Annotated in this window: 11 protein-coding genes and 1 pseudogene; 8 read left to right on the top strand and 4 right to left on the bottom strand. The window is 36.1% G+C overall.

All coding sequences use genetic code 11. The features are described from left to right. Positions 1-162 precede the first annotated feature (162 nt). Both HMPREF2731_RS10985 and HMPREF2731_RS10980 read right to left on the bottom strand, forming a co-directional pair. Complete coding sequence (locus tag HMPREF2731_RS10985; RefSeq protein ID WP_083325490.1) at positions 163-1695, bottom strand: AMP-binding protein; 1533 nt, start codon at positions 1693-1695, stop codon at positions 163-165. A gap of 102 nt (positions 1696-1797) precedes the next feature. Then, the gene (locus HMPREF2731_RS10980) at positions 1798-2829 is read right to left on the bottom strand and encodes a tyrosine-type recombinase/integrase (protein WP_070872961.1); all 1032 of its coding nucleotides are present in this window, start codon (positions 2827-2829) and stop codon (positions 1798-1800) included. A 211-nt stretch (positions 2830-3040) separates the two neighbouring features. Between HMPREF2731_RS10980 and HMPREF2731_RS15410 the strand changes: the two genes are divergently transcribed. The 5 genes and pseudogenes from HMPREF2731_RS15410 to HMPREF2731_RS10960 all read left to right on the top strand — a co-directional run bounded on the left by HMPREF2731_RS15410 (position 3041) and on the right by HMPREF2731_RS10960 (position 6595). Further along, positions 3041-3247 carry a glycosyltransferase family 2 protein gene (locus HMPREF2731_RS15410; protein ID WP_231601428.1) on the top strand — a complete coding sequence of 69 codons (207 nt, stop codon included), beginning with the start codon at positions 3041-3043 and terminating at the stop codon, positions 3245-3247. Positions 3248-3345: 98 nt separating this feature from the next. Beyond that, positions 3346-4071, top strand: a complete 726-nt coding sequence (locus HMPREF2731_RS10975; RefSeq protein ID WP_002309247.1) for a GtrA family protein — start codon at positions 3346-3348, stop codon at positions 4069-4071. A 12-nt stretch (positions 4072-4083) separates the two neighbouring features. Continuing rightward, positions 4084-4972 (top strand): annotated as a pseudogene (locus HMPREF2731_RS10970) (phosphodiester glycosidase family protein). A gap of 16 nt (positions 4973-4988) precedes the next feature. Beyond that, positions 4989-5366, top strand: a complete 378-nt coding sequence (locus tag HMPREF2731_RS10965) for a hypothetical protein (protein WP_002309249.1) — start codon at positions 4989-4991, stop codon at positions 5364-5366. A 242-nt stretch (positions 5367-5608) separates the two neighbouring features. Further along, positions 5609-6595: a DUF2382 domain-containing protein gene (locus HMPREF2731_RS10960; protein WP_002313752.1), complete on the top strand. Its 987-nt coding sequence runs from the start codon at positions 5609-5611 to the stop codon at positions 6593-6595. Positions 6596-6794: 199 nt separating this feature from the next. On the opposite strand, the gene HMPREF2731_RS10955 is transcribed toward HMPREF2731_RS10960, so the two are convergent. Next, positions 6795-8135, bottom strand: coding sequence for a sensor histidine kinase (locus tag HMPREF2731_RS10955; RefSeq protein WP_002345105.1), 1341 nt, complete (start codon positions 8133-8135; stop codon positions 6795-6797). A gap of 4 nt (positions 8136-8139) precedes the next feature. Then, positions 8140-8814: a response regulator transcription factor gene (locus HMPREF2731_RS10950; protein ID WP_070872960.1), complete on the bottom strand. Its 675-nt coding sequence runs from the start codon at positions 8812-8814 to the stop codon at positions 8140-8142. A 221-nt stretch (positions 8815-9035) separates the two neighbouring features. On the opposite strand from HMPREF2731_RS10950, the gene HMPREF2731_RS10945 reads away from it, so the two are divergent. The 3 genes from HMPREF2731_RS10945 to HMPREF2731_RS10935 are packed head-to-tail and all read left to right on the top strand — an operon-like array spanning position 9036 to position 11456. Beyond that, positions 9036-10109 (top strand): ABC transporter permease, encoded by a 1074-nt coding sequence (locus tag HMPREF2731_RS10945; RefSeq protein WP_002345929.1) that lies wholly within the window; start codon positions 9036-9038, stop codon positions 10107-10109. 5 nt (positions 10110-10114) lie between these two features. After that, positions 10115-10801, top strand: a complete 687-nt coding sequence (locus HMPREF2731_RS10940; protein WP_070872958.1) for an ABC transporter ATP-binding protein — start codon at positions 10115-10117, stop codon at positions 10799-10801. Positions 10802-10808: 7 nt separating this feature from the next. Then, the gene (locus tag HMPREF2731_RS10935) at positions 10809-11456 is read left to right on the top strand and encodes a TetR/AcrR family transcriptional regulator (RefSeq protein ID WP_083325489.1); all 648 of its coding nucleotides are present in this window, start codon (positions 10809-10811) and stop codon (positions 11454-11456) included. The last annotated feature ends 25 nt before the right edge of the window (positions 11457-11481 follow it).

Here is an 11481-nt window from a genome sequence, read left to right as displayed (position 1 = left end):
GTGACAAAAATCGTGTCACATTCCCTTTTTCCAAATAAACGGTCTTCAATTAACTGGCCCTCGATATTAGCTCAACAAACGGTAAAATATAAGGAGCTATTTTTGTTTGGCTGTTCTTATTACTTGATGCAGGACAGCTTTTTCACAACCGCTTAAAAACGATTAGTTGTTTTGTGTTTTTAATTCTTTCTCGATTTGAAGCCGCTGAACTTTCATTGTAGCTGTTCGCGGGATTGCATCAAAGTCACGGATGATAGGGGCGTTCAAACGTGGAAGTTCATGGACTTGCTCCCACCAGCGATTCCAATCCATTTCTTTATCAGGAGCTAAAGCAATAATCGGCTGTGGAGAATGATTTTTATCTCTTACAATCACTACCTCTGCCAAAAAATCTAACGAATCTAATAAAAAGTCTTCAATAGCTAATGTACTATTGATCGTTTCGATCAGATCCACTTGCCGATCTTTCAAAAATAGGTGGCCATGTTCATCCATAAAACCGTAATCTCCGCTATCCCACCAATCGCCATAAACATTTTCTTGGAACCGTGCATCTTCCTTATAATAAGTCAAAGCCCGTCCTTTAGACAGTAATTGTATATGACCATCTGTATTTTCAGGAAGGACGTTCCCGACTGAATCTGTGATCCGTGCGCTTGTCATGTCTTCCAGTCCAACGCCCATATCTCTTGCATCACTCGTTTTCAAACTGTCGAGTGTATGAGCCTTAAGAATCATTGGTCCACATTCACTTTGGCCATATACTTGAAGAAATACCGCATCTTGTGTTATTGATGTTCGCAAAAATGTTTCCATTGTCTGATTGTTTATGGCATCAAAAGTAGAGTGATAATAACGGATGCCAGAGAAAGCTTTTGGATGTTCTTTAGCAGTAAAACTCCACTGAACAAAGTTATTCGGATGAGTCTCTAATGCGACTGGTCGGTAGATTTCCAACATATGAATAACTTTTGAACTTTGTGCGTCTGCTAAAGGCATCATAGGAAAACCCATGGACATCAAAGAAGAGATGCCAATATTGAATCTAGAATGTACGGGGGAAATGTGAAAAGCAATTAATTTCTTTTCTGAAATTTTTGCAAAAACAGTTTTTTGCCATTTCGTTCGCCAACCCATAGAATGAGCGGAATGACAAATAAGCTTAGGGATACCAGTTGTACCAGAAGTATTGGTCATATAAGAAATTTCATTTTTAGCTAAAAACGATTGGGGAACAGGAAAAGTAGGTTGCTCCAGTAAATAAACAATAGGAATCTGTTTTGATTTAGTCCCGTTTGAAATTTCTCCCACTCGTTTTTTTGTCTCATCATCAAATAAAACGAAGGGGTCTTCTAAACGGTCGATAAATACTTCCATTGTCGCTGTTGGTAGATGATAAGAAGTCATGACAGGCACTGCACCAAGGTAAGACACAGAAACAGCGAGAAGGTATGTGTCAAAAGCGGAACTCTTATAGATAATGACTTTGTCTCCAGATTTCACACCAAGATGGGCCAATTGATAAGCTCGATCTAATACACTTTCAAAGCATTTTTTGTAAGTTGTTTCAAGTCCTAACTCAGGAAAAGCAGAAAGCGGCTGATCAAAGATAATCGGGATCTCGGAAAAGCCAGCTGCAGCTTCTTGAAAATTCGTAAATAAATTCAAAGGGGAATACATTATGGTCTCCATCATTCACACTCTATTATCTTTTGTTAAGTAATATACAAAATAAAGATAATCGTAACATAAACCTTTGTATAATAACATAGTTTATTGTGAAAAAAGTTCAGATTTCTATGTGACAGAAACCTGAACGAATGTCGCTAATTCATGATAAGAAAAATCAACCATTTTTTCCCAGATTTCTTGAAAAGAATGGGAAGATAGGTATCGATTACCACATAAATAGTTTACCGCGTCAGCATCATCTAAATATAGTTCAGTATAATAGCGATAGGTTTTTCGGCATAATTCTGGTGATACATTCTTATACACTGTGATTTTGCTCAAAATTTGGCGAATAGTCCGAGGAGAAATTTGTTGATCATGCGAGGAACGAAAAACAAAATAATTTTCGTCCGTATTTTGTGCTGTTAACTTAAAATAGTTCTCCAGAAACGGCATCGCTTCTTTTGGTATTGGTACTTTACTCAATCTGTTTTCTTTTCTATTCAGATTAAGAATCTGCTTGGTCAAAGATACATCTTTACGTTTAAGTTCTACTACTTCATGGATCTTTAATCCGCAATACAGAAGAATGGCAGTAATCGCAAGGTTCCTCGGTCTATTTTTTTCTTCAAAGCTAGCTTCTCTGCTTGTTCGAAAGCCTTCAATCGGGATAAACAAATGCTCAAAATCTTTGAAAAGTTCAGCATCGATATATCGCGGAGCTGCTTTGGTTGTTTCCGGTAAACTTGTACCCAAAAGAGAGATCTCTTCTTCAATCAGTCCTTTTTGATACAAAAATCGTAAAAAATGATTTAATGAATATTGCTTCCTCGAAATCCCGTAATAGCTATTTTCAAACAATTGCTCCGTTTCTTGGTTCGCTGTAGTTTGGAACGAACGAGTATGTCGATAGATTTTAGCTAAGAAATTCTGATAATCTTGTTTTTCTAGACGGATAATCAGCTGGTCATCCACTTCTTCAGAAAATACTTTTCTCAAATAATCAGTAAACAAATGGAAATCTTTTGCATATTCATAGCGACTACCTAATGATAAAGAAGAACGATTTTCTTCTAAAAACTGTTGAAAGACGGAAGGGAGCAAATGTGTACGTTGTTTTAATTTTTCTTGCAGTTGTTTTCTAGTTTTGCTGTCCAATACAAATCCCTCCAGTTATTGTTCATTTCCTTTATTTTACCGCATTTCTTCAAATGAGGATAGAGACTTTGTCTTGCTTTGATAAAGAGCATCCATGTAACTGTCTTTTAAAAATCTTTACAAAACCAGAGGTGATTCTCTTAGTTTTTAAGAAGCCCTTAAGTTTCACTTGCAACAATAACTACAATTTCAAATAAAAACAGGTGAATATATGTCAGCTATTCTATTAATTCCAATCTACGAACCCACAGAAAACACTGTATTCTTCATTAATCAATTAGCACAATCTGTAAACGTACCGATTATCATTGTTGATGATGGAAGTGGGAAAACCTATCAAAAACTGTTTCAGCGAATGGAACATCCTAATATCACTAAAATCAGCTACTTGACAACAAAGGCAAGGGATATGCATTAAAATTCGGCTTTTCAGTTATACTTGATTCCTATCCAGACATTACTGGCATTGTCACAGCAGACAGTGATGGTCAGCATGAAATCGAAGACATCCAAAAAATGCTAGTGGCAGTAGATCGATTAGCTGGTCAGGAATTCCTTTTGGGTGTAAGAGATTTTTCGTATGAAAACACGCCCTTTCGAAGCTATTTCGGGAATCGAATGACGAGCGGTTTTTATTATCTTTCCTCAGGTATCCACTTACAGGATACACAAACAGGACTGAGGGGATTTTCTATCTCTAGTTTATCTGAACTGCTCAAAATCGAAGGAAATCGGTTTGAATATGAAATCAATCAACTGCTAGTTTTACCAAAGATCGGCTATCGAATGACTACGATCCCTATCAAAACAATATATAGCGATGGAAATAAAGGTTCCCATTTTCGAATATTCCAAGATTCCTATCTTGTTTATCGTCCGTTCATTCGTTTCTTTTTTTCTTCGATTTCCTCTTCATTGGTGGATATTGGACTATTCTATTCCATTATATTTTTTATTGGAAATCATACAATGGCTTCTTTGTTGATTGCTACCATACTTTCTAGAGTACTATCAGGAATTTTCAATTATCAAATGAACCGACATTATGTGTTCAGAAAGCAAAGAGCCCATACTGCTTTTTATAAATACAGCTTATTGTTTCTCTTTCAACTAATTTTAAGTTGGCTAGGTGTGTCAATCCTTTCGGTTATTATTCAATCGCTTTTGCTTTGTAAGGCTGTTGTAGATATTTTATTGTTTTTTGCCAGTTTTTCTATTCAAAGGCGCATAGTCTTTCGTTAGGAGGAAATTTATATGAAACTTTTTTTAAGAAAAAAATATATGTGGGCATGTCTATCGAGTGTTTTCTTTTTAGGAAGTTCAAGTTATATATTACTAAAAACATTTGTTTTGCCTCAGGAAATAGCATCAGTAGAAACGATATCCAAAGAGACTTCCAGCTCGACGACAGACACAAAAAGCACGAGTAACTCAAGTTCTTTTGAACCAGTGATTACAGATAATAGCTACCAAGATGAAAATATCAATATCACATTATCTTCAGAACGTGTTGATGAAACCACAGTTTATGTTGCTGATATTACAGTAAGCGATTCTAGCTATTTTCAAAGAAACTACATCTGCGATCGCACAAGAACAACAAGCAATTTTAGCGATAAACGGAGATTATTATGGTTTTAGAGATAAAGGATATGTACTTAGAAATGGCACACTATATCGTGATACACCTAGTGATGATGAAACGAAAGAAGACTTAGTAATTGATAAAAATGGTGATTTCTCAATAATAAAAGAAGCAGAAACATCTGCTGAGAAGCTAGTAGAAGAAGACGTACAACAAGTTTTATCTTTTGGTCCTGCTTTAGTTGAAAATGGAGAAGTCACTGTTTCTGAAGATGAGGAAGTGTCGCAGTCGATGAAAAGTAATCCACGAACCGCAATTGCTCAAGTTGGAACAAACCATTATCTCGTTGTTGTTTCAGAAGGTCGAACAGATGATAGTCAAGGGTTGAGTCTCAGCGAACTAGCAACTGTATTGAAAAATCACGGAGCAAAAACCGCATATAATTTGGATGGTGGAGGATCAACAACACTTTATTTCAATGGAAAAGTCATTAATCAAACAGTCGGCGGAAGCGGAAACTCTGAACGATCTGTCAGTGATATCGTTTTTATAGGTTAAGAAAAGGGGTATAGTTATGAATAAGAAAAAAGCATTTTATAGTTATTTTATTAGTTCAGTCCTTCTTTTCATCTTTCAATGGATTTATCATCATTTTAGCCACGGGGTCACTTCACAAGCCTTGAGATGGGTCTGGGTTATTCCAATGGTAGGAGGGGCATTCCTTTTTATTTTCAAAAAAATATTAAATACTTTTCAAAATCGCTTGGCTTTCAATTTATTCAATACTGGTTTGACTAGCTATATCGTCGGGATGATTCTTAAAGGAATATTAGAAATAGCTGGGACTTCCTCACCTTACATAGGAATTTATCCTATGATAGGAATGATTATACTGGGAATCAGTCTCTTTATCTATATAAGTAGCTTACTTATTCACGGATTGGATAAATGAGACAATCGTAATAAATGGAAATATAAGGATTTTTTTTCAAAAAATTTCCTATAGGAATAAATGCACAAATGACTATTTTAGTGATATATATTTTGCTATTAGCATAGATATTCCGAAATTTCAATTAAAATGTTTTAATCTAATTCCAATCTAAATATTTGTAGAAATCAATCGTCTCCTATAGAATAAATTTATAAGTAAAAATATACCAATCATAAATCTATTTGCTAGGAGGAATTTACATGGAAGACAAAAATTTAACAGTCATCGGTAGCTACAGCACAAGGGATGAAGCATTATCAGTAATCGAACGATTACGTAACGAAGGGTATGATCGAGATGATATCGTTATTTATACTACTGATGAAGCAGCAACTAGACTGGGATTCGACGGATTATCCGGTATAGATGTTGAAACAGATGAGAATCGGATGGATGGCGAAGAAGATCGTTCTTTATGGGAAAGAATAAAAGACACTTTTTCTTTTGATACCTATGATTCTGAGACGGCTACACCAGAAAATGATCCTTTATATCAGTATAGAGGAGATATTTCTGCTGGAAAATTTGTCATCACAGTAAAAGGCTATCGTCAGCCAGAAACAACAAAAGACACAATGGATACGCAAGATACAGTTACCTCGGCAAGCACAATGGGAACAGGACTAGGGACTGGGACTGGCACTGATCCAATGGACGTAGATGGCACGACAGGCTTTCAAAATACAACAGATCCATTGAATATGACACCAGGAACTGATCCGATGGACGTACCTGGCGAAGCTGATTCTATGAGTACAAGAGAGACTGAAGACATTGATCGCAAACCAAATCTAGATGATGATACGATTCAACTAAAAGAAGAAAAATTAGATGTAAATACACATGATGTTACCACTGGAGAAGTCGACATCCACAAACATGTGGTCAACGATACTGAAACGGTAGAAGTACCGGTCAAACGTGAAGAAATCGTCATCGAGCGCAAACCAGTAACAGATCCATCTTCACAGGGTACAGACGAAAACTTGGAAGATGACACAATCACTATCCCAATCAAAGAAGAGCAAGTAGATGTTAGCAAACATACAGTTGTTCGTGAAGAAGTGGGAATTCATAAAGAAGAACATGAAGACGTTGAAAAAGTGACAGAAGATGTTAGCCGAGAAGAATTGGATATTGACACAAGCGGTGATGTACACATTGAAGACCGCAATAAAAAATCTTAAGCGTAAGCTAAAGAGGTTGTGACAGAAGAGGTCCGCTTCAAGAAATAAGAAGGAATTTACGAAATTTGCTTCTCAAATTTTTGTGAAATTTCGGCTTATTTCCGAAGAAGCTACTTCTGGAACACCGTTTATTCGGAAAACAGGGCTGTGACAAGATTATTGTCACAGCCCTGTTCCTAGTATGTTTTAGAGTTAAGCATTATTTTTTAGGCTTCAACGGTAATTGGACTTTAAAATCAACTCCTTGTGGAAGATAATTGGATACAGAAATTTGTCCGTGGTGCTGTTCGATTATCTGTTTTGCAATCGCCAATCCAAGTCCGTAACCGCCAGTTTCCTTCGCACGAGATTGATCTTCCCGATAAAATCGATCAAAGATTCTTACTTGATCTTCTTCACTGATAGAAGGGCCAGTATTCTTTACGTGAATCAGCCATTCTTTATGGTTAACAGACGAATCTAAAATAATTTTATCTTTTGGATTCGTATATTTTAAGGCATTATCTAGCAAAATAACCAAAACTTGATGGATCTTTTTTTCGTCAATTGGTACTTCTGATGTTGCCTCGTTATGAAGGATAAACTCCTTTCCGTCTATGGTGGCCATCTCTTGAAATGGTTTAACAAGGTTTTCGATATATTCCTGTGTATTGATCATTTGTTTTGAAAGTAGCTGCTGATCAGAATCATTTCGGGCAATCGTCAGCAGATCTGAAGTCAATCCAGTGAGCCGTCTCGTCTCTGACAATGCTTGAGCAATACTTTCAGATTCCTCAATGATGGTATGATCAGGTTTGGTAAATAGATGTTCCAAACTATTTTGAATAATCGTTAACGGTGTACGTAATTCATGAGAAGCATTTTCGACAAATTCTTTTTGTCTTCTCCAAGAAAGAATGATAGGGCGCATGCTTAGACTAGACAAGTAATAACTAATGCCAATTGAGATAAGCCAGAAAACAACCATACACAAAATCATAATTGTGCGAAAAGTTGCTAATGAATTTTTGATTTGATTTGTATTTTCTAAAATTTGGATATAGGCAACACCAACTTGATTCGTCTCTGCTTTTTTCGTTATCGAGCGGAAGGAGAGGGTAGACGAGTCGTTTTCTTCATTTAATTCAATATTTTGGATGGTATTCAGATTTTTTGTATCCATTTTTAATTCTTTGATCTGATTGAAGCGTCCACCAATAGCTGCCTTATTCAATATCTCACCATTTTCAGACCACAAGATCACTTGAGTGTTAAATCGGTCATTTGATGGTTCCATCAATGGTTGTTCCATGTTTGTTCTGTTTTGTTCCATTTGATTCGGGTTCAAAAAGGGATCACCTTGCTGATACCTTTGTATCTCTAATTGTACTGTCCGAGAATCAAAATCTGTTTTCTCTAATGAAAGATCCGTTTCTCTATACGCAGATTGGTTCAATATCTGTAAAGTAATGAACCCCAGAAGAAAAAAGATCAAAGCAAATGCAGCTACATTCGTTATAAAAAAACGGCTACGTTGCTTACGCGTAATATCTCCATTCATTGCATCACACCCCTTGCAATATATAACCAACATTACGTAAAGTTTTGATTTCTTTATCTAGTCCAGTACTGCGTAGATGTTTCCGTAAATTGCTCATGTAAACTTCAACAACTGTAATCGTCGTATCAGAATCAAATCCCCAGATCCGATCAAATATCTGCTCTTTTGTCAAAATGATTCCTTTATTTTGTAAAAAATAAACGAGTAATTCAAACTCTTTTCCTTGTATGGGCAAAACTTGTTCTTTGTACAATACTTCATTACTTTTTAGATCACAACTGATATCCTTATACTTCAGAATGTTTTCATCAAAGAGACCAATCGATCGTTTCAATAATGCTTTCACGCGCATGATCAATTCTTCTCGATAGAACGGTTTTGTCAGATAATCATCTGCACCACGTTCAAATCCTTCAATCTTATCTTCCAAACTATCTTTTGCTGTCAAAATCAATACAGGAGTCTGTATTTTTTCTTTCCGTAACTTTGCTAGGACTTCATAACCATTCATTTCCGGCATCATCAAATCCAAGATTGCAAGGTCATAAACACCGCTTTCCAACTCAAACAGTCCTTCACTACCGTTATAAACTTGTGTTATCTCACCAATTGTTGTGAGTATTTCTTTTATATTGTTTGATAATACTTTATCGTCTTCTATTACTAACAGTTTAATCATTTTCCCACCTCATTCATTTGGTCACTTTAGTTTATCATGGAAAGCATAAATAAGACTTAAATAAATTTTTTATGACTCATGTTAAGGTTTTATCGAAAGATGTCTTAGACAATTTATTGATAAGAAAAAAACAACATAAGTGACAAAATGTCACTTTGAAGTTACACTATTCAACGAGTGACATTTTGTCACTATCAATCTATCATAGGGAGGAAAAACAAATGTTTCTAGCTATCAAAGAAATTCGCTATTCTAAATTACGATATGGCTTGATCGTCGGTATTATGTTCTTGATTGCGTATGTCGTATTCATGTTGTCAGGACTAGCGAATGGACTTTCAGAAGAGTTTAAAAAAGCAATCGATGATTGGGACGCACAAGAGATTGTTTTGTCGGAGGATGCAAATCAAGTATTTGCAGCTTCACAATTAACAAGAGGAGATCTGAAATACATTGAAGGAGGAGAGAAAGCACCAATCGGATTGTACAGCGGAGCAATCAAAGGAAAAAATAAAGAAAATGTTACAGTTTTCGGCACAACGAAAGAAGCATTTTTATTACCAAAACTCACGAAAGGGCATGAATTTAAAACAAAGAATGAAATCATCATCTCTCAAAATCTGGCTGATTCAGGCTATAAAATTGGAGATACGATCAAAATTGGCAGTTACGACGATCCTTTGACGATTGTCGGTATCTTTCCTGAAACTTATTACACAGTTTCTCCCGTCATCTATGCATCCCTAGATACGTGGACTGCTTTGAAGTATGGAAAACAGCCGTTTGCTTCTGAAGAAGAACAGCCGATCAATGGGATCGTAATAAAGGATTCAGCTAAAATTTCGAAAGAAAAAACATCGAAGGATCTACAGTTATTAACTATTGGGACATTCATTGAAAGTATTCCTGGCTATTCTGCCCAAAATATGACCTTAAATGCGATGATATACTTTTTGTTCTTAGTGGTTGCTGCCGTGGTCGGTATTTTCATGTACGTGATGACACTTCAGAAGACTGCTATTTTTGGAGTAATGAAAGCACAAGGGATTAAAAATTTCTTCATCGCTAAATCTTTAGTAGCACAGTCCTTTATTGTTGGGGTGGTAGGCGTTCTGCTTGCTCTTTTGTTTGCTTATTTGACTAGTCTGATTTTACCAAGCGCGATGCCTTTTGCTGTTTTTTGGTCACAATGGTTGCTATATAGTGGGATTTTGATCATTGTCGCAATGCTAGGCGGATTGTTTTCGATACGTACGATAACCAAAGTAGACCCAATTACAGCAATAGGAGGTTAATAAAAATGAAAAAAATATTAACGATGAAAAAAGTTACCAAAACATTTGGTTCTGGTCATACAAAGGTCTCAGCTTTGAAAGCAATTGATTTTTATGTAAAGGAAGGAGAATTCGTCAGCATCATTGGTCCTTCTGGTTCAGGTAAAAGTACTTTCCTTACCATTTCAGGAGGATTGCAAACACCGACTTCCGGAGAAATAGTGATCAACGGTCACTCTCTAACTGAGCTTCCAGAAAAAAAACGAGCAGATTTACGCTTTAAAGAAATTGGATTTATTCTCCAAAGCTCTAATTTGATTCCTTTTTTAACGGTAAAGGAACAATTTGAACTAGTTGACCAAGTTACTTCAAAAAAAGAAGATTTAACAAAAATCGATTCCTTGCTGCAATCTTTAGATATCCAGTCACTTAAAAATAGTTATCCTAAAGACCTTTCTGGTGGAGAAAGACAGAGAGTGGCAATTGCTCGCGCTTTATATAATGAGCCAAGCTTGATCTTAGCAGACGAACCAACAGCTAGTTTGGATACAGATCATGCATATGAAGTCGTCAAATTACTAGTTAAAGAAGCTCATGAGAAACAAAAAGCGACTATTATGGTTACTCATGATGTCCGTATGATTCAATGGAGTGATCGCGTTTATCGAATGGAAGATGGGTACTTGACAGAAGAAGAGAAAAAGAAGGAATGAATCCTTCATGACAATGAAGGGCTATCCACGTATAATCAGAGATAAAGGAGAGATGTGGATGCCAAAAGAAACTTTTTTCAATTTATCGAACGCAAAGAAACAGAGAATCGATGACCTATTACTGGAGATATTTTGCTCACAGCACATCAGCCAAGTCAAAGTCTCAGAGATTGTTGACAAAATGGGGATGTCGCGCGGTGCTTTTTATAAATATTTTCAAGATTTGGAAGATGCTTATTTGTATACGATCAAAAGCAGTTCTCACATAGTCCATCAAGATATCTTAAAATTCATTAGCGAAAACAAACAACATTTCTTTTTGGGGATCGAAAAATATTTAGAGAGGTGCTGCGACTTAGATCACGAAAGTATCTATTGGCAAAGGTTATACTTGTTAACCCAGCGAAATGATCAGCAGACAACCAAACGTAGAGAACTATCGGCTGATTCTCCAATGAACAAAAAATGGCTGGAATTATTAAGAATCAATCATTTCTCCATTCAATCGTCGGAAGAAGCAGTTAGTTTCCTATACTTTTCCATGTCCCTCGTAATGAACACATTGACGGATCTCATTGCAAATAATTGGACAAAAGAAGAGTTGTTAAAAGACTTTCGCCATAAATCTCGTTGGATTGCTGAAGGTATACAATAAAAAGAAACAGCTATGTCTATTTGTC

Source organism: Enterococcus sp. HMSC072F02, from assembly GCF_001837725.1.
In the GTDB taxonomy this organism is placed as follows: Bacteria; Bacillota; Bacilli; order Lactobacillales; family Enterococcaceae; genus Enterococcus_B; species Enterococcus_B lactis.
Note: the sequence above shows the minus strand (reverse complement) of the source record. Positions and strands in the feature narration are given on the sequence as shown.

Bases quoted from the DNA above. Each gene is read 5' to 3' on its own strand.
- HMPREF2731_RS10945 (WP_002345929.1), top strand. From the start codon at position 9,036: ATGTTTCTAGCTATCAAAGAAATTCGCTATTCTAAATTACGATATGGC.
- HMPREF2731_RS10960 (WP_002313752.1), top strand. From the start codon at position 5,609: ATGGAAGACAAAAATTTAACAGTCATCGGTAGCTACAGCACAAGGGAT.
- HMPREF2731_RS10975 (WP_002309247.1), top strand. From the start codon at position 3,346: ATGCTAGTGGCAGTAGATCGATTAGCTGGTCAGGAATTCCTTTTGGGT.
- HMPREF2731_RS10985 (WP_083325490.1), bottom strand. From the start codon at position 1,695: ATGATGGAGACCATAATGTATTCCCCTTTGAATTTATTTACGAATTTT.
- HMPREF2731_RS10935 (WP_083325489.1), top strand. From the start codon at position 10,809: ATGACAATGAAGGGCTATCCACGTATAATCAGAGATAAAGGAGAGATG.
- HMPREF2731_RS10955 (WP_002345105.1), bottom strand. From the start codon at position 8,135: ATGAATGGAGATATTACGCGTAAGCAACGTAGCCGTTTTTTTATAACG.
- HMPREF2731_RS10940 (WP_070872958.1), top strand. From the start codon at position 10,115: ATGAAAAAAATATTAACGATGAAAAAAGTTACCAAAACATTTGGTTCT.
- HMPREF2731_RS10950 (WP_070872960.1), bottom strand. From the start codon at position 8,814: ATGATTAAACTGTTAGTAATAGAAGACGATAAAGTATTATCAAACAAT.
- HMPREF2731_RS10965 (WP_002309249.1), top strand. From the start codon at position 4,989: ATGAATAAGAAAAAAGCATTTTATAGTTATTTTATTAGTTCAGTCCTT.
- HMPREF2731_RS15410 (WP_231601428.1), top strand. From the start codon at position 3,041: ATGTCAGCTATTCTATTAATTCCAATCTACGAACCCACAGAAAACACT.